The organism is Streptomyces tuirus, assembly GCF_014701095.1.
GTDB lineage: Bacteria > Actinomycetota > Actinomycetes > Streptomycetales > Streptomycetaceae > Streptomyces > Streptomyces tuirus.
In genome coordinates this window covers 1258908-1282741 of sequence record NZ_AP023439.1, presented here as the reverse complement: position 1 = coordinate 1282741, position 23834 = coordinate 1258908, and the positions used below count along the sequence as shown (strand labels likewise).

Genomic DNA, 23834 nt, shown 5'->3' with positions numbered 1-23834 from the left:
GGCAATGTCGAACACTACCGGTCGATGCCGACCTCTCGCTAATGGCACGCCGCCATTTTTGCGCCACCGGTGGCCGATCCGTCGTCCCGCGGCCGCTCCGGCACCACGCGCGTCCCGCCCCGTGGACCGGCTGCCCATCCAAGCCCACAGCCGGTTACGCTGGCGCGGTGCGCCCATCCCGGATGCCCTCCGGGAAGCCGCAAAGCCGACAGCCGTCGCATCAGAGGGAGCCCCTTCATGGCCGCGTTGCCGCCGACCCCTTCCACCGACAGCCGGGCCCGTGTGTCCGCACTCCGAGAAGCCCTGGCCACCCGTGTGGTCGTGGCCGACGGAGCGATGGGCACCATGCTCCAGGCGCAGGACCCCACGCTCGACGACTTCGAGAATCTCGAGGGCTGCAACGAGATCCTCAACCTGACGCGCCCGGACATCGTCCGTTCGGTCCACTCCGCGTACTTCGACGTCGGTGTGGACTGCGTGGAGACCAACACCTTCGGCGCCAACCTCACCGCCCTCGGTGAGTACGACATCCCCGACCGCGTCACCGAACTGTCCGAGGCCGGTGCCCGGATCGCGCGCGAGGTGGCCGACGAGTTCACCCGCAGCACCGGACAGCAGCGCTGGGTGCTCGGCTCGATGGGACCCGGCACCAAGCTGCCCACCCTCGGCCACACCACCTTCGGCGCCATCCGGGACGCCTACCAGCAGAACGCCGAGGGCCTGCTCGCCGGCGGCGCCGACGCGCTGCTGGTGGAGACCACCCAGGACCTGCTCCAGACCAAGGCCTCCGTCATCGCCGCCCGCCGTGCCATGGAGGCCACCGGCCAGTCCGTACCGCTGATCGTCTCCGTCACCGTCGAGACGACCGGGACCATGCTGCTCGGCTCCGAGATCGGCGCGGCCCTGACCGCGCTGGAACCGCTCGGCATCGACATGATCGGCCTGAACTGCGCCACCGGCCCGGCCGAGATGAGCGAGCACCTGCGCTTTCTGTCCCGGCACTCACGCATCCCGCTGTCCTGCATGCCCAACGCGGGCCTGCCGGTGCTGACCAAGGACGGCGCCCACTACCCGCTGACCGCGCCCGAGCTGGCCGAGGCGCAGGGCACCTTCGTCCGCGACTACGGCCTCTCCCTCGTCGGCGGCTGCTGCGGCACCACCCCGGAGCACCTGCGGCAGCTGGTCGAGCGCGTCCGGGAGACCGCCCCGACCGAGCGCGCCCCGCAGCCCGAGCCCGGCGCCGCCTCCCTGTACCAGTCGGTGCCCTTCCGGCAGGACACCTCCTACCTGGCCATCGGCGAGCGCACCAACGCCAACGGCTCGAAGAAGTTCCGCGAGGCCATGCTGGACGGCCGCTGGGACGACTGCGTGGAGATGGCCCGGGACCAGATCCGCGAGGGCGCGCACATGCTCGACCTGTGCGTGGACTACGTCGGCCGCGACGGCGTCGCCGACATGGAGGAGCTGGCCGGCCGCTTCGCCACCGCCTCCACCCTGCCCATCGTGCTGGACTCCACCGAGGTCGACGTCATCCGCGCCGGCCTGGAGAAGCTCGGCGGCCGCGCGGTGATCAACTCGGTGAACTACGAGGACGGCGACGGCCCCGAGTCCCGCTTCGCCAAGGTCACGGCCCTCGCCGCGGAGCACGGCGCCGCCCTCATCGCGCTCACCATCGACGAGGAGGGCCAGGCCCGCACCGCCGAGAAGAAGGTCGAGATCGCCGAACGGCTCATCGAGGACCTGACCGGCAACTGGGGCATCCACGAGGAGGACATCCTCGTCGACTGTCTGACCTTCACCATCTGCACCGGCCAGGAGGAGTCCCGCAAGGACGGCATCGCCACCATCGAGGGCATCCGCGAGCTCAAGCGGCGCCACCCGAAGGTGCAGACCACGCTCGGCCTGTCCAACATCTCCTTCGGCCTGAACCCCGCCGCCCGCATTCTGCTGAACTCCGTCTTCCTCGACGAGTGCGTCAAGGCGGGCCTGGACTCGGCGATCGTGCACGCCTCGAAGATCCTGCCCATCGCCCGCTTCAGCGAGGAGGAGGTCCAGACCGCCCTGGACCTCATCCACGACCGCCGCGCCGAGGGCTACGACCCGCTGCAGAAGCTCATGGAGCTGTTCGAGGGCGCCACCGCCAAGTCCCTCAAGGCCGGCAAGGCCGAGGAACTGGCCGCTCTGCCGCTGGACGAGCGCCTCAAGCGGCGCATCATCGACGGCGAGAAGAACGGGCTCGAGGCGGACCTCGACGTGGCACTCCAGGAGCGGTCCGCGCTCGACATCGTCAACGAGACCCTGCTGGACGGCATGAAGGTCGTCGGCGAGCTGTTCGGCTCCGGCCAGATGCAGCTGCCGTTCGTCCTGCAGTCCGCCGAGGTCATGAAGACGGCCGTGGCCCACCTCGAACCCCACATGGAGAAGACCGACGAGGCCGGCAAGGGCACCATCGTCCTCGCCACCGTGCGCGGCGACGTGCACGACATCGGCAAGAACCTCGTCGACATCATCCTGTCCAACAACGGCTACAACGTCGTCAACCTCGGCATCAAGCAGCCGGTCTCCGCGATCCTGGAAGCCGCCGAGGAGCACAAGGCCGACGTCATCGGCATGTCCGGACTGCTGGTGAAGTCCACGGTGATCATGAAGGAGAACCTGGAGGAGCTCAACCAGCGCGGCCTGGCCTCCGGCTACCCGGTCATCCTCGGCGGCGCCGCCCTCACCCGCGCCTACGTCGAGCAGGACCTGCACGAGATCTACGAGGGCGAGGTCCGCTACGCCCGCGACGCCTTCGAGGGCCTGCGCCTGATGGACGCCCTCATCGGCGTCAAGCGCGGTGTGCCCGGCGCGAAGCTGCCCGAGCTCAAGCAGCGCCGGGTCAGGGCCGCGGCCCCGGCCGCAACGGAGGAGCGCCCCGAGGAGGGGCACGTGCGCTCCGACGTCGCCACCGACAACCCCGTCCCCGAGCCGCCCTTCCGCGGCACCCGCGTCATCAAGGGCATCCAGCTCAAGGAGTACGCCAGCTGGCTCGACGAGGGCGCCCTGTTCAAGGGCCAGTGGGGTCTGAAGCAGGCCCGCACCGGCGAGGGCCCGTCCTACGAGGAACTCGTCGAGAGCGAGGGCCGGCCCCGGCTGCGCGGCCTGCTGGACCGGCTCCAGACGGAGAACATGCTGGAGGCGGCCGTGGTCTACGGCTACTTCCCGTGCGTCTCCAAGGACGACGACCTGATCATCCTGGACGAGCAGGGCAACGAGCGCACCCGCTTCACCTTCCCCCGCCAGCGCCGCGGCCGCCGCCTGTGCCTGGCCGACTTCTTCCGCCCGGAGGAGTCCGGCGAGACCGATGTGGTCGGCCTCCAGGTCGTCACCGTCGGCTCGCGCATCGGCGAGGAGACCGCGCGGCTCTTCGAGGCCAACGCCTACCGCGACTACCTCGAACTGCACGGCCTGTCCGTGCAGCTGGCCGAGGCGCTCGCCGAGTACTGGCACGCACGCGTGCGCTCCGAACTCGGCTTCGCCGGCGAGGACCCCGACGAGATGCAGGGCATGTTCGAGCTGAAGTACCGGGGCGCCCGCTTCTCCCTCGGCTACGGCGCCTGCCCCAACCTGGAGGACCGGGCCAAGATCGCCGACCTGCTCGAGCCGGGGCGCATCGGCGTCGAGCTGTCCGAGGAGTTCCAGCTGCACCCCGAGCAGTCCACGGACGCCATCGTGATCCACCACCCGGAGGCGAAGTACTTCAACGCCCGCTGAGCCTCACCGCTCGTTGACCCTTCCACGGGGCACACGGGCCAAAAGAGGCGCTTCGGCCGCGCACGACGTAGACTGGTCGGTCCACCGCAGGCCGGTTCCCCTCGTGGGAGCCGGCCTGAACGTCCCTCAAGGAGGTACGTGGATGACCAGTACGGTCCCCGCGCCAGGAACCCGCACCGCCGAAGGGTCGGCCCTGCAAGCCGTGCTCCTCGACATGGACGGCACGCTGGTGGACACCGAGGGCTTCTGGTGGGACGTCGAGGTTGAGGTCTTCGCCTCCCTCGGCCACACGCTCGACGAGTCCTGGCGGCACGTCGTGGTCGGCGGCCCCATGACCCGCAGCGCGGGCTTCCTCATCGAGGCCACCGGCGCCGACATCCCCCTCGAAGAGCTCACCGTGCTCCTGAACAACGGCTTCGAGGCCCGCATCGGCCTCGCCCTGCCGCTGATGCCGGGCGCCGGACGGCTGCTCGCCGAGCTGTACGAGTACGAGATCCCCACCGCCCTCGTCTCCGCCTCCCACCGGCGCATCATCGACCGGGTGCTGACCTCGCTCGGCGCCCACCACTTCAGCCTCACGGTGGCCGGCGACGAGGTGCCGCGCACCAAGCCGCACCCCGACCCGTATCTGGCCGCCGCCTCCGGGCTCGGCGTGGACCCGGCCCGGTGCGCCGTCATCGAGGACACCGCGACGGGGGTCGCCGCCGCCGAGGCCGCCGGCTGCCAGGTCGTAGCCGTGCCCTCCGTGGCCCCCATCGCCCCGGCCCTGCGCCGCACGGTCGTGACCTCCCTCGAAGAGGTCGACCTGACATTTCTGCACGGGTTGATGACGGAAATGCGCTAGGCGTTCACCCAGCGTGCAGCGGTGTTAGGGCGGCAATTTCCAAAGCGAATTCGAACCCCGACGGACGATCGAATTCCCGTACCTTCGAACCCGTTTACGCGTGTGACGTTCCCCACGCGGTCCGGGGTCGACAGCGGATCCGGCGTGTGCTGCACACCCCCTCCAGAGGGCCGTGGGCGTGCCCTTGTGTCCCGATTGATGGAATGCTGTACCAAAGCTTCCGCTGTCGGGCCTTCGGTCTGTCCACGCCCGGTTCCGCTGCGTGATGGGTGCTCAACTCCGGTGGCTGTGAACCCTCCTGCCGGCCCCGACTAATCTCGTCGCGAGAACATCGCCCCACCCCCGTGATCCGCTGCGCCACCCCTGCATGCCGGGTACACGGAGTCGACAGCTCTGGAGAAACTCGAGCATGAACCGCAAGACTTTGGTGCTGCCGGCCGTGATCGGCCTGCTCGCGCCGGTGCTCGCCGCCTGCGGCGGGTCCGACGGCGGGAGCGGCGACAGCGGTGCGATCGTCGTCGGCACCACGGACCGGTTCAGCGCCTCGAAGGACGCCCCCGCGCCCCTCGACCCCGCCTACGCCTACGACGTCGGCACCTGGAACATCCTGCGCCAGACCGTGCAGACCCTGATGATCCAGCCGCGCGGCGAGGGTGAGCCCGTACCGGAGGCCGCCGAGCGGTGCGGCTTCACCGACACCGGCAACGAGCGCTACGCCTGCACCCTGCGCGACGGCCTGACGTTCGCGGGTGGCAACGCTGTCACGGCGGCCGACGTGAAGTACTCCATCGACCGCGCCCGGTCCCTCAAGGCCGACAGCGGCGTGTTCGCGCTGCTGTCCACCATCGACACCGTCGAGACCCAGGGCGACCGCGAGGTCATCTTCCATCTGAAGACCGCCGACGCGACGTTCCCGTACAAGCTGTCGACCCCGGTCGCCGGCATCGTGGACCCCGACGAGTACCCGAAGAACAGGCTGCGCGACGGCTTCGACCTGGAGGGCTCCGGCCCGTACTCCCTCAAGGCCGACGTCGAGAACGGCGAGCTGGTCAAGGCCGAGTTCACCAAGAACCCCGACTACAAGGGGACCCTCAAGGTGAACAACGACAAGGTCGACATGGTCTCCTTCAAGGACGCCGACGCCATGGGCGAGGCGCTGGAGAAGGGCGACATCGACCTGATGACCCGGGCCATGTCGCCGGATCAGATCCGCAAGCTCTCGGGCGACGCGGACACCGACGTCGACCTCGTCGAGATGCCCGGCCTCGAGATCCGCTACCTGGGCTTCAACACCGACGCCCCGACGGTGAAGTCCAAGGCCGTGCGCCAGGCCATGGCCCAGATCGTCAACCGCAGCGAACTGATCTCCAAGGTCTACGGCTCCCAGGCCGAGCCGCTGTACTCGCTGGTCCCGGCCAGCGTCACCGGCCACTCCAACTCGTTCTTCAACAAGTACGGCGAGCCGAGCGTCACCAAGGCCCGTTCCCTGCTGAGCCAGGCGAACATCACCACGCCGGTGAAGCTGACGCTGCACTACACCACCGACCACTACGGTCCGGCCACCAAGAAGGAGTTCGAGGTCCTGCGCGAGCAGCTGAACTCCAGCGGCCTGTTCGACGTCGGCATCAAGGGCACCCCCTGGGACACGTTCCGCCCGGCCGAGAAGAAGGGCGAGTACGACGTCTACGGCATGGGCTGGTTCCCGGACTTCCCGGACGCCGACAACTTCCTCGCGCCGTTCCTCGACGCGGACAACACCCTCGGCTCGCCGTACGACAACAGCCGGATCCGCAACACCCTGATCCCGGAATCCCGTCGTGAGGCGGACCGGCTGTCCGCCTCCTCCAGCCTGACGGACATTCAGGACATCGTCGCCGGCGACGTGCCGGTGCTGCCGCTGTGGCAGGGCAAGCAGTACGTCGCCGCTCGCGACGACGTCACGGGTACCGCCTACGCGCTCAACTCCGCCTCGACGCTCCAGCTGTGGGAGCTCGGGCGGGGCGTGAGCGGCTGACGTACCCGCTGGATCCCCGGGGCCTGTGACCGCGTCCCCCGGGGAGCCGTGCCCCGGAGCCAGGGACATGCTCCGGGAGTTCTCGAGAACCGACGACAAGGCACACACGTGAAGATTCGCAACCAGTGGCCGGTCCTGCCCATCGTGGCGGGCCTCGCCTCCGGACTGCTGACCGGCTGTGGCACGGAGAGCGGAGACTCCGCGGGGGACGGCTCCAACGTGGTGGTGGGGATGTCCGACGACGTCCTGGCCACGGACCCGGCCTCCGGCTACGACCCCGGCTCCTGGCTGTTGTTCAACAACGTCTTCCAGTCCCTGCTGAGCTTCCCCAAGGGCGCCACGGAACCGCAGCCGGAGGCCGCCGAGAGCTGCGCGTTCACCGACACGCAGACCACGGTCTACAAGTGCACGCTCAAGGACGGCCTCAAGTTCAGCAACGGTGACGAACTCACCTCCGAGGACGTCAAGTTCTCCTTCGACCGCATGCTGAAGATCAACGACCCCGACGGGCCCGCGATCATGTTCCCCATGCTGGACGAGGTCGAGACGCCGGACGACAAGACGGTCGTCTTCCGCCTCAACACGGCCGACGCCACCTTCCCGAGCAAGATAGCCTCCGGCGCCGGCTCCATCGTCGACCACGGCCAGTACGACGCGGACGGGCTCCGCAAGGACGGCGAGGCGGTCGGCTCCGGCCCCTACCAGCTCGAGTCGTTCGACGACGACCAGGCGGTCTTCTCCGTCAACGAGAACTACAAGGGCACCGCCAAGGTGAACAACACCGGCGTGACGCTCAAGTTCTTCGACGGCGACCAGACGGCCCTGAAGCAGGCCATCCAGAACGGGGACGTCGACATCGCCTACCGCGGTCTCACCGCGGGCGACATCGCCGACACCGAGAAGGCCGACGACGGCACCGGCGTCGAGGTCGTCGAGGGCAGCAGCGCCGAGGTCCAGCACCTGGTGTTCAACATGGACGACCCGGTCGCCGGCAAGCTCGGCGTCCGCAAGGCCATCGCCCACCTGCTCGACCGCGAAGCCCTCATTAAGGACGTCTACCAGGGCACCGCCACCCCGCTGTACTCGATCATCCCGGCCGGTATCGCCGGCCACAACACGGCCTTCTTCGACACCTACGGCGCCCGCCCGTCCAAGGCGAAGGCCCGGGCCGCGCTGCGCAAGGACGGCATCACCGGCAAGGTCAAGCTGACCCTCTGGTCGACCCCGTCCCGCTACGGCCCCGCCACCGACCAGGAGCTGAACGCCATCGCGGACCAGCTCAACGCCAGCGGCCTGTTCGCCGCCGACGTCAAGTCCGTCGCCTTCGACCAGTACGAGAAGGACATCGCCGCCGGCAAGTACGGCGTCTACGTGAAGGGCTGGGTGCCGGACTACCCGGACGCCGACAACTTCACGGCCCCCTTCTTCGGCAAGGGCAACGTGCTGAACAACAACTACGACAACGACACGATCACCGGTTCGCTCATCCCGCGCACCGCCGCCCTGACCAACCGGGCCGCCACGGACAAGGAGTTCGGGGAGCTGCAGGACATCGTCGCCGACGAACTCCCCGTCCTGCCGGTGTGGCAGGCCAAGCAGTACGCGGTCGTCCGCGAGGGGGTCTACGGCCTGGAGTACTGCCTCGACGCGTCGACGGTCTTCCGCTTCTGGGAGCTCAGCAAGGACGCCTGACGCACCGATGTGAAGAAGGGCGCCTCCCGCTCGGCGGGGGCGCCCTCTCTCATGTCGGCTCGCGGCTCGCTACTGGGCTGCGCCGGGGCGCACCAGCCCGCTCTCGTACGCGTACACCGCCGCCTGGACGCGGTCGCGCAGGCCCAGCTTGGTCAGCACATGCCCGACGTGCGTCTTGACGGTGGTCTCGCTGACGAACAGGTCGGCGGCGATCTCCGCGTTGGACAGCCCGCGCGCCACCAGCTTCAGCACCTCCACCTCGCGGTCGGTGAGGGTGTGCAGCGTGTCCGGCACCGGTTCCTCACCGGAGGGCAGATGCGTGGCGTACTTGTCGAGCAGCCGGCGCGTGATGCTCGGCGCGAGCATCGCCTCGCCCGAGGCCACGACCCGGATCGCCTGCACCAGTTCGTTGGCCGGGGCGTCCTTCAGCAGGAAGCCGCTGGCACCGGCGCGCAGCGCCTCCACCACGTACTCGTCGAGGTCGAAGGTGGTCAGCACCAGCACCTTCGCCGGGCCGTCCCGCCCGGGACCGGTGATCTGCCGGGTCGCCTCCACACCGTCCATCCGCGGCATGCGGATGTCCATCAGAACCACATCGGGCTGAAGCGCACGCACCTGGTCGAGTGCCTGCAGTCCGTCACCGGCCTCCCCGACGACCGCGATGTCCTGCTCGGCCTCCAGGATCATCCGGAAGCCGGTTCGGAGCAGCGGCTGGTCGTCGACCAGTAGGACGCGGATGGCCACGTAAGTCTCCTTCGCTAGTCCGGCCCCATTCTGCCCTGCGCGGGCCCGCCCGACTCAGCCGCCCTGACCCGGCGCCGGCCGCACCGGCAGCTCCGCCGCGCGCACCGGCAGCGGATAGGGCGGGGGAGTGCCGCCGAACTCCGGGCAGTGGGCCTGGTGGTCGCACCAGCCGCACAGCTTCGTGGGGCGCGGCCGCCAGTCGCCCGTCTCGGTGGCCAGCCGGATCGCCTCCCACAGCGCCAGCAGCTTGCGCTCGACCCGCTCCAGGTCGGCGAGGACCGGGTCGTAGGTCAGCACCTGGCCGCTGCCGAGGTAGACCAGCTGAAGGCGCCGGGGGATCACGTTCTTCAGCCGCCACACCACCAGGGCGTAGAACTTCATCTGGAACAGGGCGCCCTCGGAGTACTCGGGCCGGGGCGCCTTGCCCGTCTTGTAGTCGACGATCCGGACCTCGCCCGTGGGAGCCACGTCGACCCGGTCGATGATGCCGCGCAGCCGCAGCCCGGACTCCAGCTCCGTCTCGACGAACAGCTCGCGCTCGGCCGGCTCCAGACGGCTGGGGTCCTCCAGGGTGAACCAGCGCTCGACGAGCTGCTCGGCCTCGCCCAGCCAGCGCGCCAGCCGCTCGCCCTGCGGATCGTCGGCGAACAGCTCCACGACCTCCGGCCGCGTCTCGCGCAGCCGGTCCCACTGGCCGGGGATCAGCGACTTCGCCCGGGGCGGCGTGCGCTCGGCGGCCGGGGCGTCGAAGAGGCGCTCCAGGACCGCGTGCACCAGCGTTCCCCTGGTCGCCGCCTCGCTCGGCTTCTCCGGCAGCCGGTCGATGACCCGGAAGCGGTAGAGCAGCGGGCACTGCATGAAGTCACTCGCACGCGAGGGGGACAGCGAGGCGGGCGCTATGGCGGTGGACCCGGTCACGAGGTCGCTCACCGCGGCGGTCTCGGCCGCCGCCTCCGCCACGGTCTGCGCGTCCGCCGCCGTCTCCACTGCCGTCTCCGCGGACCCGGCCGGGACCGGCGGTTCCTCCGCCGCTGACCGGCTGCTGTCGGGCCGCGGGGCGCCCTCGGTGCTCGTCTCCATGTCCCAGACCCTACGGCCCGCCACTGACAGTGACCCAGCCGTGTTCCGTGGGGGAAGCCGGGAGAGGAGGTCGACGTACGGGAAACACAGGGGTGCCGGGGCGGAACGCACCGCGACGGACGCATACCATCGACTCGAGACCTCCCGTCCGGCAGGCGCGGGAGACGCTTCGATCGAGGGGACACCGGTGGACGAGAGCGGCGGGCGCGGGCGGCCGCGGTCCGGCAACGACGAGTCGGCCGAGCGCCACGCGGGGCCTGCGGCCCGGGCCGCCGAGCCGACCCCCGCCGACGAACAGCCCACGGACGAGCGCCCTTTCACCCCTGAACAACCCTCCCCGGCACCGGAGCCGAACGGCCCGGCCACGCCAGCCGACCCGCCGACGACCTCTCCGGACGCTGCGAGCGCGGCCCGCCCGACCCGGGGTGACGCATCCGCCCCCACCGAGCCTGACGCGAGCGGCCCGCCGGAGGGCGACCCCCACCGCACCGCCACCGAGAACCCGGCACCGACCCACCCCGACGCCGACGCACCCCACCCGCCACCGACCGACGTACCGCAGGCGGCCCCCGCCCCAGGCGCGCGCGACGGCGACGCCGACGCACCGCAGGCGGCACCCGCCCCCGGCGCACACAACGGCGGCGACGCACCGGAGACGGCCACGCACCCCGACCGCGCCCATGCCGACGACCGGCACCCGGCACCGGCCCGCCCTGACGCCGACGCCCCCCACCCGCCACCGACCGGCGCCGCCACCGACGCACCGCAGGCGGCGCCCGCCCCCGGCGCGCCCCGCGAGGGTGATACGCCGGTGGGCGACAAGCACCCCGACCGGGCCTACGCCAGCGGCCCGCACTCGGCGCCCGCCCCCGGTCGGCCCGAGGGGGACCGCCTGCACAAGGCGCACACCCCTCCCGCCCCCGGTCGGCCCGAGGGGGACCGCCTGCACAAGGCGCACACCCCGACCCCCGGCTCCGGAGACCGGACCGGTCCGCAGCAGCCCTCCGCCCCCGCCCCGGGCACCGGCCGCTCCGGTGACCGGAACGGTCCGCAGCCCTCCGCCCCCGCCCCGGGCACCGGCCACCCCGACCACCACCCCGCCCCGTCCGCCCCCGCCCGCGGCGACCGTCACCTCGCCCACTCCGGCGACGGCAAGGGCCCAGCCCCTCAGCGGCCGGAGCCCCGGGGCGGGCTGCTCATGGGCCGGCCCTTCGGCGTGCCGGTGTACGTCGCGCCGAGCTGGTTCCTCGTCGCCGCGCTGATCACCTGGGTGTTCGGCGGCCAGCTGGAGCGCGTGCTGCCCGAGCTCGGCGCCGCCCGCTACCTGGTCTCCCTCTTCTTCGCGGTCGCCTTCTACGCCTCCGTGCTCGTCCACGAACTGGCGCACACCGTCGCCGCCCTCCGCTTCAAGCTCCCGGTCCGCCGCATCCAGCTCCAGTTCTTCGGCGGCGTCTCCGAGATCGAGAAGGAGGCCGAGACCCCCGGCCGGGAGTTCGTGCTGGCCTTCGTCGGGCCCCTGCTCTCCCTCGTCCTCGCCGGCGTCTTCTACGCCGCCGTGCAGACCGTGGAACCCGGCACCGTCCCGGGCGTCCTGCTCGCCGGCCTGATGATCTCCAACCTCATCGTGGCCGCGTTCAACCTGCTGCCCGGCCTGCCCCTCGACGGCGGCCGCATGCTCCGCGCCGTCGTCTGGAAGATCACCGGCAAGCCCATGAAGGGCACCGTCGCCGCCGCCTGGGTCGGCCGCGCCCTCGCCGTGTCCGTGCTCATCGGACTGCCCCTGCTGACCCAGTCCGGCGCCCTCGGCACCGACGCCGTCGACAACGTGGGCATGGACACCGTCCTCGACGCCCTGCTCGCCGCCATCCTCGCCGCGATCATCTGGACCGGCGCCGGCAACAGCCTGCGCATGGCCCGACTGCGCGAGCACCTCCCCGAACTGCGCGCCCGCGCACTCACCCGCCGCGCCGTCCCCGTCGAGTCGGACACCCCGCTCTCCGAGGCGCTGCGCCGCGCCAACGCCGCCGGCGCCCGCGCCCTGGTCGTCGTCGACGCCGACGGCAAGCCCCTCTCCCTCGTCCGCGAGGCCGCCATCGTCGGCGTGCCCGAGCACCGCCGCCCCTGGGTCGCCGTCAGCGGCCTCGCCCAGGACCTCACCGACGGCATGCGGGTCTCGGCGGAGCTGTCCGGTGAGGAACTCCTGGACGCCCTGCGCGCCACCCCGGCCACCGAGTACCTGGTGGTGGAGGAGACCGGCGAGATCTACGGCGTCCTGTCGGCGGCCGACGTGGAGCGCGCCTTCGTGAAGGCGATGGCGCGACCGTCCTGACGGCGAGGCCGTCCTGGTGGTCGGTGGCCCTCTCCGGGGCCGGTAGGCTGGTCACATGTCCGAACCGACCGGTGCCGCCCGCAGGCGCGGGCCCTTCAAGGTCGGGGACCAGGTTCAGCTGACCGACCCCAAGGGCCGCCACTACACGTTCACGCTCGAGGCCGGGAAGAACTTCCACACCCACAAGGGTTCCTTCCCCCACGACGAGCTGATCGGCGCTCCCGAGGGCAGCGTTGTCCGCACCACGGGGAACGTCGCCTACCTCGCGCTGCGCCCCCTGCTCCCCGACTACGTCCTGTCCATGCCCCGCGGCGCCGCCGTGGTCTACCCCAAGGACGCGGGGCAGATCCTGGCCTTCGCCGACATCTTCCCCGGCGCGCGCGTCGTGGAAGCGGGCGTCGGCTCCGGCTCGCTCAGCAGCTTCCTGCTGCGGGCCATCGGCGACCAGGGCATGCTGCACAGCTACGAGCGCCGTGCCGACTTCGCCGAGATCGCCCAGGCGAACGTCGAGCGCTACTTCGGCGGCCCGCACCCCGCCTGGCAGCTCACCGTCGGCGACCTCCAGGACAACCTGTCCGACGCCGACGTCGATCGCGTCATCCTCGACATGCTGGCTCCCTGGGAGTGCCTGGAGGCCGTCTCCAAGGCGCTGGTGCCCGGCGGCATCCTCTGTTGCTACGTGGCGACCACCACCCAGCTCGCCCGGACCGTCGAGTCCATCCGGGAGATCGGCTGCTTCAACGAGCCGAGCGCCTGGGAGTCGATGATCCGCAACTGGCACATCGAGGGCCTGGCCGTCCGCCCGGACCACCGGATGATCGGCCACACCGGCTTCCTGCTCACCGCGCGCCGCCTCGCGGACGGCGTCGAGCCGCCCATGCGCCGCCGCCGCCCCGCCAAGGGCGCCTACGGCGAGGACTACGCGGGCCCCAACGCCGACGGCGGCGCCGGCCGCTGAGGCGGCCCGTCACCGCGTCCAACGCACCGGCGCCGTGCCGGAGTTCCCGGATCCGTACCGGAACTCCGCCACGGCGCCTTTCCGTTGCCGCCCCGGGTGAACCCTCACCCGACGCCGTTGACCTGCCCCGCGGGCCGCGACGGCCCACGGGGGCCGTCAGCGGGAGCCGGGCCCGCAGGCCCGCTGACACAGCGGCAGAAACCGCAACCCGTCAGACTTCCCCGGCGCAGAACATGCACACCCCGCCGTTCCCTCGCGGTGTGACGTGTGGCACCATGCTGGCCACCCCACCGGCACCGCCTCAGGAGACCCTCCTAGTGCAGTCTTCCGCCGTCCCGGAGCTCGCCCACACCCACACCCGTCCCATCCACTGGCTCGCCACCGCGACCGCCGTCGCGGGCGTCGTCGCCTTCTCCTCGCTCCTGCAGCCCGGCGCGGCCACGGCGGCCCAGCCGGACGCTCCCGAGACCAAGAGCGCTCCAGTGCACATGACCCCGCCCGACCCGGCCGCGGTGACGTTCCCGATCGAGTGCGGTCCGGTGAAGGCCGTGGTGCAGAAGCGGGCTTCCGGCGACCTCGACGGCGACGGCAGACCCGAGACGGTGGCCGTCGTCCACTGCGACTCGCCGATGGGCACCCCGCCGGACGGCGTGTACGTGCTGACGCGCGACACCGACGGCGGCAAGCCCCGCGTCGTGGCCACCCTGCTCGACCCCAAGGACGGCACCACCGTCAGCGACTTCGCCGTGCGCGACGGCGCCGTCACGGCCACGCTCCTCGGCTACTCGTCGGCCGACGTGCCGCGTTGCTGCCCCGACGAGAAGAGCGACGTGAAATGGCGTTGGCACGGCGGCTCGTTCGTCCGCTCGGCCCCGGCCGGAGCTCGCAGCGTGTGAGGCGCACGCGACGGGGCGTGTGAGATATCGGACTGTAGTAACGGAACGTAGAGAAGTGGTCACTCCGCGTCCGGTCCGTAGACCTCGGTCCTGTCCGAAACCCGTCGCACGTGGATGCAGTCGCCCGGACACTCCTTCGCGGAGTCGATCACGTCCGTGAGGAGCGGCAGCGGAACGGGCGTTGTCGCCCCCTTGTCCTGGAGCAACTCGTCGTCGGCGCTCTTCACATAGGCCAGACCGTCGATGTCCAGCTCGAACACCTCGGGCGCGTACTGGGCGCAGATGCCGTCGCCGGTACACAGGTCCTGGTCGATCCAGACCTCCAGCGCCTCGCCGTCGGTCCCGGCCACCTGCTGCACGCTCATCTCTCCTGCCGTTTCTCCGCCGAGCCGTATCGGGAATCCGGCCAGCTCCGGCGGGTGTTGAACAGTTCGACCCTACCTCCGGCTGGGTTCCATTCATGTTCGCTGGGTATTCCCCTGGCGTGAGGGAGAGCGCAAGGGTGAAGATCGGACACACCCCGACCGTCTTTGTGATCTAGGGGTTTCAATCGACACCCGCCCAGGTAGGGTCTGGAAGCGTCCAGCTCCCCTTGGAGGAGGTGAGGACCGTGGCAGCCCACGACGACGACATGAACCGCGGCATCCGCCCGGGACGCGGGTCCGACGACCCGGCCGGGCAGATCGCCTACCTTGAGCAGGAGATCGCCGTCCTGCGACGTAAGCTCGCCGACTCTCCGCGACACACGAGGATTCTCGAAGAGCGGATCGTCGAGCTGCAGACCAATCTGGCCGGCGTGTCCGCGCAGAACGAGCGACTCGCCAACACGCTCCGTGAGGCCCGTGACCAGATCGTGGCCCTCAAGGAGGAAGTCGACCGGCTCGCGCAGCCGCCGGCCGGCTTCGGGGTCTTCCTGACGGCGAACGAGGACGGCACCGCCGACATCTTCACCGGCGGCCGCAAGCTCAGGGTGAACGTCAGCCCCAGCGTCGAGCTCGAGGAGCTCCGGCGCGGCCAGGAAGTAATGCTCAACGAGGCGCTCAACGTGGTCGAGGCCATGGAGTACGAGCGCGTCGGTGACATCGTCACCCTCAAGGAGATCCTCGAGGACGGCGAGCGGGCCCTCGTGCTCGGTCACACCGACGAGGAGCGGGTGGTACGGCTCGCCGAGCCACTGCTGGACGTGAACATCCGGCCCGGTGACGCCCTGCTGCTCGAACCCCGCTCGGGCTACGTCTACGAGATCGTTCCGAAGAGCGAGGTCGAGGAACTCGTCCTCGAAGAGGTCCCCGACATCGGCTACGAGCAGATCGGTGGTCTCGGCGGCCAGATCGAGGCCATCCGGGACGCCGTCGAGCTCCCCTACCTCTACCCTGACCTGTTCAAGGAGCACGAACTGCGGCCGCCGAAGGGCGTCCTGCTGTACGGGCCCCCCGGATGCGGCAAGACGCTCATCGCCAAGGCCGTGGCCAACTCGCTGGCCAAGAAGGTCGCCGAGGTGACCGGCCAGGCGGCCGGCAAGAGCTTCTTCCTCAACATCAAGGGCCCCGAGCTCCTGAACAAGTACGTCGGTGAGACGGAGCGGCAGATCCGCCTCGTCTTCCAGCGGGCCCGTGAGAAGGCCAGCGAGGGCACCCCCGTCATCGTCTTCTTCGACGAGATGGAGTCCCTCTTCCGCACCCGTGGCTCTGGTGTCAGCTCGGACGTGGAGAACACCATCGTCCCGCAGCTGCTCGCCGAGATCGACGGTGTGGAGGGCCTGCAGAACGTGGTCGTGATCGGCGCCTCCAACCGTGAGGACATGATCGACCCCGCCATCCTGCGGCCCGGCCGGCTCGATGTGAAGATCAAGATCGAGCGTCCGGACGCCGAGGCGGCCAAGGACATCTTCGGCAAGTACCTCACGGAGCGCCTCCCGCTGCACGGCGACGACCTCGCCGAGCACAGCGGCTCCAAGGCCACCACGGTCCAGAGCATGATCCAGACCGCGGTGGAACACATGTACGCCGAGTCCGAGGAGAACCGCTTCCTGGAGGTCACCTACGCCAACGGTGACAAGGAAGTCCTCTACTTCAAGGACTTCAACTCCGGCGCCATGATCGAGAACATCGTCGGCCGCGCCAAGAAGATGGCGATCAAGGACTTCCTCGAGAAGAACCAGAAGGGCCTCCGCGTCTCCCACCTCCTCCAGGCCTGCGTGGACGAGTTCAAGGAGAACGAGGACCTGCCGAACACCACCAACCCGGATGACTGGGCCCGGATCTCCGGAAAGAAGGGCGAACGGATCGTGTACATCCGTACGCTCATCACTGGAAAGCAGGGTGCGGACACCGGACGCTCCATCGACACGGTGGCGAACACCGGTCAGTACCTGTAAAAGGCAGGGCGGCTGCGGGTGCCCTCGGCGGGTACCCGCAGCCGACTGTTTTTCGGGCCACGGCTGGAGCAACGCAATGACGCAAATGATCTCCCCACCAGCGCAAAGGCGTTCTAGGCTCTTCCGTACCGCCGAGTCGCGCAGTGCGGGGACGGGCACCGCACACGCAACCGAGCGCCAGCGGTATCTGAGTGGCGCCCACGACCGAGGGTGCCGCCGGGCAAGGAGGGCCGCATGACCGTACGGCGAGTAATGGGCATCGAGACGGAGTACGGAATCTCCGTCCCCGGCCACCCCAACGCCAATGCCATGCTCACCTCGTCCCAGATCGTGAACGCCTACGCGGCGGCGATGCACCGGGCCCGCCGGGCCCGCTGGGACTTCGAGGAGGAGAACCCGCTGCGGGACGCGCGAGGCTTCGACCTCGCCCGCGAGGCCGCGGACTCCAGCCAGCTCACCGATGAGGACATCGGCCTGGCCAATGTGATCCTCACCAACGGTGCACGGCTCTACGTCGACCACGCACACCCCGAGTACAGCTCACCCGAGGTGACCAATCCCCGGGACGCCGTCCTCTGGGACAAGGCCGGCGAGCGGATCATGGCAGAAGCCGCGGACCGGGCCGCCCAGCTGCCCGGTGCCCAGCCGATCCACCTGTACAAGAACAACACCGACAACAAGGGCGCGTCCTACGGCACGCACGAGAACTACCTGATGAAGCGGGAGACCCCCTTCTCGGACATCGTGCGCCACCTGACGCCGTTCTTCGTCTCCCGCCAGGTCTTCGCCGGGGCCGGCCGCGTCGGCATCGGCCAGGACGGGCACGAGCACGGCTTCCAGCTCAGCCAGCGGGCCGACTACTTCGAGGTCGAGGTCGGCCTCGAGACGACGCTCAAGCGCCCGATCATCAACACCCGGGACGAGCCGCACGCGGACGCCGAGAAGTACCGGCGCCTGCACGTGATCATCGGTGACGCGAACCTTTCGGAGATCTCGACCTACCTCAAGCTGGGCACGACCTCGCTGGTGCTGTCGATGATCGAGGACGGTTTCATCGCCGTCGACCTGGCCGTCGACCAGCCCGTCCGCACGCTCCACCAGGTCTCGCACGACCCGTCGCTGAAGCGCCTGGTAACGCTCCGCAGCGGCCGCACACTCACGGCGGTCCAGTTGCAGATGGAGTACTACGAGCTGGCGCGCAAGTACGTGGAGGAGCGGTTCGGGGCCGACGCCGACGACCAGACCAAGGACGTCCTGTCCCGCTGGGAGGACACCCTCACCCGTCTGGAGCACGACCCGATGAGCCTGGCCGGGGAGCTGGACTGGGTCGCCAAGCGGGAGCTCATGGAGGGCTACCGGCGCCGGGACAGCCTCGACTGGGACGCGGCGCGACTGCACCTGGTCGACCTCCAGTACGCGGACGTACGGCCCGACAAGGGCCTGTACAACCGTCTGGTGGCCCGGGGGCGCATGAAGCGGCTGCTGACCGACGCGGACGTGGAGCGGGCCCGTACGGTGCCGCCGGAGGACACCAGGGCGTACTTCCGCGGCCGCTGCCTGGAGCAGTACGCGGACGACGTCGCGGCGGCCTCCTGGGACTCGGTGATCTTCGATCTGCCGGGCCGGGATTCGCTGCAGCGGGTCCCAACCCTGGAACCGCTTCGCGGAACGCGTAATCACGTCAAGGAGCTCCTGGACCGCTGCCGTACCGCGGAAGACCTGGTCAGGATCCTGTCGGGCGGGTGACCGCTTGAAGCGGGTACTCGTCGGGAACCGGCCGGACAGGGTGGAAAAGCCCTGGTCCGGGAATCATCGAGGTGGCCCCCGTACGTTGGAGCAACTGCGGGGCCATTGTCAGACCCGGCGAGTAGGGTCTGATCTTGACCGAGCAACTGTGTCGGGCGAACCGAGCGGGGTGAGGGATATGGCGACCAAGGACACCGGCGGCGGACAGCAGAAGGCCACCCGGTCCACCGAGGAGGTCGAGGAGCAGGCGGCGGAGACGCAGGCTTCCGAGGACCTCAAGGAGCGTCAGGAGAAGCTGAGCGACGACGTGGACTCCGTCCTCGACGAAATCGATGATGTGCTCGAAGAAAATGCCGAGGACTTCGTGCGCTCCTTCGTTCAAAAGGGTGGAGAGTGATTTCACCTTCGATTCGAAGGTTGGCGGGGGAGTTGGGGTGTTCGACAGTGAAAGCGTGAAGCGCTGCTCGCGGTGCAAGCAGGACAAGCCGCGAGCAGCCTTCGCGAGCAACAAGGCGGTGAGGGACGGTCTTCAGGCGTACTGCCGCGAGTGCTCCGCGGCGTACTACCGGCAGCGCCAGGATGCCCGAGGCAGGAAGCCCCGCCCGAGGGTGGCCGCGCCCGACGGGCACAAGTACTGCCAACGCTGCCGGGAGATCAAGCCGCACGCCGAGTGGGATCGCAATAGAACGGCTTCCGATGGCCTTTCGACGGCCTGCAAGGCATGCCGAGCAGTCGAGGGGCGGGCGCGTCACCTGAAGCGCCATTACGGCCTCACCGAAGCCGAGCTGGACGAGATGGTCGCCTCCCAGATGGGGCTCTGCGTCATCTGCCTAAAAGCCCCGGCCGCCCATGTGGATCACTGCCACAAGACGGGTAGGGTCCGTGGCGTACTGTGCTTCAACTGCAATTCGGCCATCGGCAAGTTGGGAGACGATCCCGACGCCGTCCGCCGGGCCGCCGCTTACTTGGAAGGAATCGCGTGGAAGCCAACACTCGTAGCACCGGGCGTCTACCAGCTGCCTTCCTGACGCCAGGGTCTTCCTCCTTCATGGACTTCCTGTCCGAGCACCAGCCGGAGATCCTGCCCGGCAACCGGCAACTGCCGCCCACCCAGGGCGTGGTCGAGGCACCGCACGGGACCACGATCGTGGCCGTGACGTTCCCCGGCGGTGTGGTCCTCGCCGGTGACCGGCGGGCCACCATGGGCAACGTCATCGCGCAGCGGGACATCGAGAAGGTCTTCCCGGCCGACGAGTACTCGGCGGTGGGCATCGCCGGCACGGCGGGCCTGGCCGTGGAGATGGTGAAGCTGTTCCAGCTGGAGCTGGAGCACTTCGAGAAGGTCGAGGGCGCCCAGCTGTCCCTCGAGGGCAAGGCGAACCGGCTGTCGACGATGATCCGCTCCAACCTCGCCATGGCCATGCAGGGCCTGGCCGTGGTGCCGCTGTTCGCCGGGTTCGACGTGGACCGCGGCAAGGGCCGCATCTTCTCCTACGACGTCACCGGCGGCCGCTCCGAGGAGCACAACTACGCGGCCACCGGATCCGGGTCCATCTTCGCGCGCGGCGCGATGAAGAAGCTCTTCCGGGACGACCTCAGCGAGACCGAGGCCACCACGCTGGTGGTCCAGGCGCTCTACGACGCGGCAGACGACGACTCGGCGACCGGTGGTCCCGATGTCGCCCGCCGGATCTATCCCATCGTCACCGTGATCACCGACGACGGCTTCCGCCGGCTCACCGAGAGCGAGGCGTCCGAGATCGCGCGCGCGGTTCTCGAGCGGCGGCTGGAGCAGCCCGACGGGCCGCGGGCCGCGCTGCTGTAGCGGCGACGATCGTCTTCGTGAGGGTGGTCCAGTGAACCGACGGAATCTTCCAGAGAGGGACGGATAACCGGTGTCGACGCCGTTCTATGTCTCACCCCAGCAGGCCATGGCCGACCGGGCGGAGTACGCCCGCAAGGGCATCGCCCGCGGTCGCAGCCTGGTCGTGCTGCAGTTCGCCGACGGCATCGTGTTCGTCGGCGAGAACCCGTCCCGTGCGCTGCACAAGTTCAGCGAGATCTACGACCGGATCGGCTTCGCGGCCGCCGGCAAGTACAACGAGTACGAGAACCTGCGGATCGGCGGCGTGCGCTACGCCGACCTGCGGGGTTACACCTACGACCGGGACGATGTCACGGCCCGGGGCCTGGCGAACGTGTACGCGCAGACGCTGGGCACGATCTTCTCCAGCGCCGCCGAGAAGCCGTACGAGGTGGAGCTGGTCGTCGCGGAGGTCGGGGAGACCCCCGAGGGCGACCAGATCTACCGGCTGCCGCACGACGGTTCCATCGTGGACGAGCACGGCTCGGTCGCGGTGGGCGGCAATGCCGAGCAGATCAGCAGCTATCTGGACCAGCGCCACCGGGAGGGCATGACGCTGGCGGAGGCGCTGAAGCTGGCGGTGCAGGCGCTGTCCCGCGACACCAACGGCAGCGAGCGGGAGATTCCCGCGGAGCGGCTCGAGGTGGCGGTGCTGGACCGGACCCGGCCGCAGAAGCGCAAGTTCAAGCGGATCAGCGGGGGGCAGTTGTCGCGGCTGCTCGATGCGGGGGCGGGGGCCGCCGGCGGTGACGAGGAGGGGGCGTCGGACGACGCCGAGTAGTTCTGACTCTGACGTGGTGTGACGCGCTCCGGCCGGTGGTTCGTGGCCGGGGCGCGTTGCTGTGTGCGTTTCGCCTGACCGCCGGGTGGTGGGTCGGGGCCGCGCCGGGGGGTGTCCGTCCTCGGAACGGCGCGATGGGGTTGGGTACCGACTGACTCCCCGTTGACGCGCCAACCGCTGCGGGCGGACACCCCCCGACACGGCCCCTTGCGCCGTCCGGCGGCTAGCTGCGGGCATGCGTGCCGCTTAGGGCGGCACCCGTCCCAAAGAGAGCGGCACCCCGTTCCGCCGGGCTGCGGACCCACCCGGCCCCAGCACAGACGCCGAGCACCCTGAGACGCCGGGTTGTGTACCCACAGGCCCCCGCGGCAACGGCCCGCACAGTCAACGAGGTGGGGCCGTAGAGCTGCGTACCAGCAGCTCTACCGGGATGTCGCCGCTCTCGGGGGCGCGGTCCTCCAGCACGGCCAGCAGAGCCCGCATCCCGTGCTCGCCGAACAGCTCGGCGTTCAGGCGGACCGTCGTCAGCTCCGGGTCCATGGCCGTCGCGAGGGCCAGGTCGTCCACGCCCGTGACCGACAGGTCGTCCGGGATGCGCAGACCCAGACGGCGAGCCGCCTTGTACGTGCCGGCCGCCAGCTGGTCGTCGTCACAGATCACGGCGGTGGGGCGAGCGCCGGGTGCCGAGAGGGCCGCCTCGGCGGACGCCACGGCCCCCTCGATGGAGATCGGGGCCCGGGCCGTGCGGACCGACGTGCCCGGTACCTCCGCCAGTCTCGCCGCCAGCTCCCGGGCGCGTACCTCGAAGGTCCAGGAGGGCACGTCCGCCGCCAGATGGAGGAAGCGGCGGTGGCCCAGGGACAGCAGGTGCTCCACGACCTGGCGGACACCGTCGGCGATGTCCAGGTTCACCGTCGCCGCGCCCAGGCTCCCGGCCGGGTCGCTGTCCAGCATCACCAGGGGGAGCGCCTCGCCGCGGATCGCGGTCAGCGCGTCCGCGGCCATGGATGAGGCGATGACGCCGTCCAGCGCGGCCTGTGCGGAGGCGAAGGGGTCGCGGGCGGGCCCGATGCCCTCGGGGGAGGGGTAGAGGACCACACCGAAGCCGTGCTCGGCCGCGACGCGGGCGGCGCCGGTGTAGACGCCGGCGAAGAACTCGGTGGTGAGGGCGGGGACGACCAGGAGGACCGTGCGGGTGCGGCCCAGGCGCAGATTGCGGGCGGCCAGGTTCGGCCGGTAGCCCAGCTCGCGGGCGGCCTCGCGGACCCGCTCCGCCGTCGCCTCCGCGACGCGACCGCGCCACTTGTCGCCCAGGACCAGGGAGACCGCCGCCTGGGAGACGCCGGCGGCCTGGGCGACGTCGCGGCTCGTGGGGCGGGTGCTGCCTCGTGCCACCGTCGGCCTGCTCCTTCGTCTGGACTCGTGAACAGCGGACATGGTACGTATGGAAACCGAAGTTATACGTACAACCCTAGGCGAGGACGGCGGGACATGGCCACGGGATACCTGGAGATCCTTCGGGCGCGGCACGCCGCCCGGCTGCTCGTCGGCACGCTGGTCGGCCGGCTGCCCAACGCCACGGCCGCCATCGCGATCGTATTGTTCGTCCGGGCCGAGGGCGGCACGTACAGCCTGGCGGGGGCGCTGGCGGCCGTCTACGGCGTCGCCAACGCCGTAGGGCAGCCCGTGCTGGGCAGGATCGTGGACCTGCGCGGACAGCCGCGTGTGCAGCTGCCGGCGGCCGTCCTCTCCGCGCTCGCGATGGCCCTCTTCGCCTTCTCCGGCATCGGGTCGCTGCCGCTCGCCTACGCGGCCGTCGCCGGGGCCGGGCTCTTCACACCGCCACTGGAGGGCGGGCTGCGGGCGCTGTGGCCCTCCGTGCTGCGCCGCGAGGACCAGGTGCACACGGCGTACGCCATGGACGCCGTGGCCCAGGAGGTGATGTTCACCGTCGGGCCGCTGCTCGTGACGCTGTGCGTGTCCCTGTGGTCGGCCCAGGCGGCGCTGCTCGTGCTGAACGTGATCGGAGTGCTGGGGGCGCTGTCCGTCGTCGTCTCGCCGCCCTCGCGTGCCTGGCGGTCGGCCCCGCGGGAGGCGCACTGGCTCGGCGCGCTGCGCTCGGCGGGACTGCTCGCGCTGCTGGCGGCGTTCCTGTTCATCGGGATGGCGCTCGGATCCATCACGGTCGCCTCGGTGCCCTACGCGGACGCCCACGGGGGCGACGCCGTGTACGGCTGGCTGATGGCGGCCCTGGGATTCGGCGCGCTGGTCGGCGGCGCGGTCTACGGGGCCCGGCAGTGGGCCGGTGAGCCCGCGCGGCGACTCCAGGTGCTGGTGGCCCTTCTGGTGGTGTGTTACCTCCCGCTGATGCTCATGCCGGACGCGGTGCCCATGGTGGCCCTCACCGCGCTCGCCGGGGTCTTCCTCGCGCCCGCCATCGCCTGCGCGTTCGTCCTGGTCGACCGTCATGCCCCGCGCGGCACGGTCACCGAGGCGTTCTCCTGGCTGGTGACGACGTTCACCGTGGGCCACTCGGTCGGAGCGGGCGTCGCCGGGCCCGTCGTCGAGGCGGGCGGGGCCCTGTGGGGCTTCGCCGTGCCGGGTGTCGCCGGTGGCGTGTCTCTGCTGGTTTTGGCGGCCACAGGACGGGTAGTCGCAGCTCCCGGCCAGGGAGCGGTTGTTGTGTCCGGTTCGGAAAATGATCCAAACCGTGCCCCCGAACCCCGTTTCAGTTCAGGGGATCGGGCGTAATGTTC

The 23834-nt window shown here is 70.3% G+C and carries 17 protein-coding genes and 1 pseudogene; 14 read left to right on the top strand and 4 right to left on the bottom strand.

Features of this window, described 5'->3' with window-relative positions:
- The first annotated feature begins 237 nt into the window (after window positions 1-237).
- From metH to IGS69_RS05990, 4 genes are all read left to right on the top strand, one after another.
- Window positions 238-3753, top strand: coding sequence for a methionine synthase (gene metH, locus IGS69_RS06005; RefSeq protein WP_190897531.1), 3516 nt, complete (start codon window positions 238-240; stop codon window positions 3751-3753).
- Window positions 3754-3895: 142 nt separating this feature from the next.
- The gene (locus tag IGS69_RS06000; protein ID WP_190897530.1) at window positions 3896-4597 is read left to right on the top strand and encodes an HAD family hydrolase; all 702 of its coding nucleotides are present in this window, start codon (window positions 3896-3898) and stop codon (window positions 4595-4597) included.
- A 409-nt stretch (window positions 4598-5006) separates the two neighbouring features.
- The gene (locus IGS69_RS05995; protein WP_190897529.1) at window positions 5007-6611 is read left to right on the top strand and encodes an ABC transporter substrate-binding protein; all 1605 of its coding nucleotides are present in this window, start codon (window positions 5007-5009) and stop codon (window positions 6609-6611) included.
- A 108-nt stretch (window positions 6612-6719) separates the two neighbouring features.
- Window positions 6720-8303, top strand: a complete 1584-nt coding sequence (locus IGS69_RS05990) for an ABC transporter substrate-binding protein (protein ID WP_190897528.1) — start codon at window positions 6720-6722, stop codon at window positions 8301-8303.
- 69 nt (window positions 8304-8372) lie between these two features.
- On the opposite strand, the gene IGS69_RS05985 is transcribed toward IGS69_RS05990, so the two are convergent.
- Window positions 8373-9047 carry a response regulator gene (locus IGS69_RS05985; RefSeq protein WP_190897527.1) on the bottom strand — a complete coding sequence of 225 codons (675 nt, stop codon included), beginning with the start codon at window positions 9045-9047 and terminating at the stop codon, window positions 8373-8375.
- 14 nt (window positions 9048-9061) lie between these two features.
- Window positions 9062-10127: pseudogene (locus IGS69_RS05980) on the bottom strand (RecB family exonuclease).
- 892 nt (window positions 10128-11019) lie between these two features.
- Here IGS69_RS05980 and IGS69_RS05975 point away from each other — a divergent pair.
- From IGS69_RS05975 to IGS69_RS05965, 3 genes are all read left to right on the top strand, one after another.
- Window positions 11020-12456 (top strand): site-2 protease family protein, encoded by a 1437-nt coding sequence (locus tag IGS69_RS05975; RefSeq protein WP_408647951.1) that lies wholly within the window; start codon window positions 11020-11022, stop codon window positions 12454-12456.
- Window positions 12457-12511: 55 nt separating this feature from the next.
- Complete coding sequence (locus IGS69_RS05970) at window positions 12512-13414, top strand: tRNA (adenine-N1)-methyltransferase (RefSeq protein ID WP_031108685.1); 903 nt, start codon at window positions 12512-12514, stop codon at window positions 13412-13414.
- A gap of 317 nt (window positions 13415-13731) precedes the next feature.
- A complete protein-coding gene (locus IGS69_RS05965) occupies window positions 13732-14310 on the top strand; it encodes a hypothetical protein (RefSeq protein ID WP_190897525.1) in 579 nt (192 codons plus the stop codon).
- Window positions 14311-14369: 59 nt separating this feature from the next.
- Here IGS69_RS05965 and IGS69_RS05960 read toward each other — a convergent pair whose 3' ends face one another.
- Window positions 14370-14675: a ferredoxin gene (locus tag IGS69_RS05960; RefSeq protein ID WP_190897524.1), complete on the bottom strand. Its 306-nt coding sequence runs from the start codon at window positions 14673-14675 to the stop codon at window positions 14370-14372.
- Between the two features lie 245 nt (window positions 14676-14920).
- Here IGS69_RS05960 and arc point away from each other — a divergent pair, with 245 nt between their 5' ends.
- The 6 genes from arc (at window position 14921) to prcA (ending at window position 21078) form a co-directional block, all read left to right on the top strand.
- A complete protein-coding gene (gene arc, locus IGS69_RS05955) occupies window positions 14921-16687 on the top strand; it encodes a proteasome ATPase (RefSeq protein ID WP_030848606.1) in 1767 nt (588 codons plus the stop codon).
- A 234-nt stretch (window positions 16688-16921) separates the two neighbouring features.
- The gene (gene dop / locus IGS69_RS05950) at window positions 16922-18433 is read left to right on the top strand and encodes a depupylase/deamidase Dop (protein ID WP_353784508.1); all 1512 of its coding nucleotides are present in this window, start codon (window positions 16922-16924) and stop codon (window positions 18431-18433) included.
- 178 nt (window positions 18434-18611) lie between these two features.
- Window positions 18612-18830 (top strand): ubiquitin-like protein Pup, encoded by a 219-nt coding sequence (locus IGS69_RS05945; protein WP_030955201.1) that lies wholly within the window; start codon window positions 18612-18614, stop codon window positions 18828-18830.
- A gap of 37 nt (window positions 18831-18867) precedes the next feature.
- Window positions 18868-19461 carry an endonuclease VII domain-containing protein gene (locus IGS69_RS05940; protein WP_232543444.1) on the top strand — a complete coding sequence of 198 codons (594 nt, stop codon included), beginning with the start codon at window positions 18868-18870 and terminating at the stop codon, window positions 19459-19461.
- Window positions 19413-20258: a proteasome subunit beta gene (gene prcB / locus IGS69_RS05935; RefSeq protein ID WP_190897522.1), complete on the top strand. Its 846-nt coding sequence runs from the start codon at window positions 19413-19415 to the stop codon at window positions 20256-20258. Before IGS69_RS05940 ends, prcB begins: the two co-directional genes overlap by 49 nt.
- Window positions 20259-20328: 70 nt before the next feature.
- Window positions 20329-21078: a proteasome subunit alpha gene (gene prcA, locus IGS69_RS05930; protein WP_190897521.1), complete on the top strand. Its 750-nt coding sequence runs from the start codon at window positions 20329-20331 to the stop codon at window positions 21076-21078.
- 384 nt (window positions 21079-21462) lie between these two features.
- On the opposite strand, the gene IGS69_RS05925 is transcribed toward prcA, so the two are convergent.
- Window positions 21463-22515 (bottom strand): LacI family DNA-binding transcriptional regulator, encoded by a 1053-nt coding sequence (locus IGS69_RS05925; protein ID WP_190897520.1) that lies wholly within the window; start codon window positions 22513-22515, stop codon window positions 21463-21465.
- Window positions 22516-22569: 54 nt separating this feature from the next.
- Between IGS69_RS05925 and IGS69_RS05920 the strand changes: the two genes are divergently transcribed.
- Window positions 22570-23829: an MFS transporter gene (locus IGS69_RS05920; RefSeq protein WP_190897519.1), complete on the top strand. Its 1260-nt coding sequence runs from the start codon at window positions 22570-22572 to the stop codon at window positions 23827-23829.
- Window positions 23830-23834: the final 5 nt, after the last annotated feature.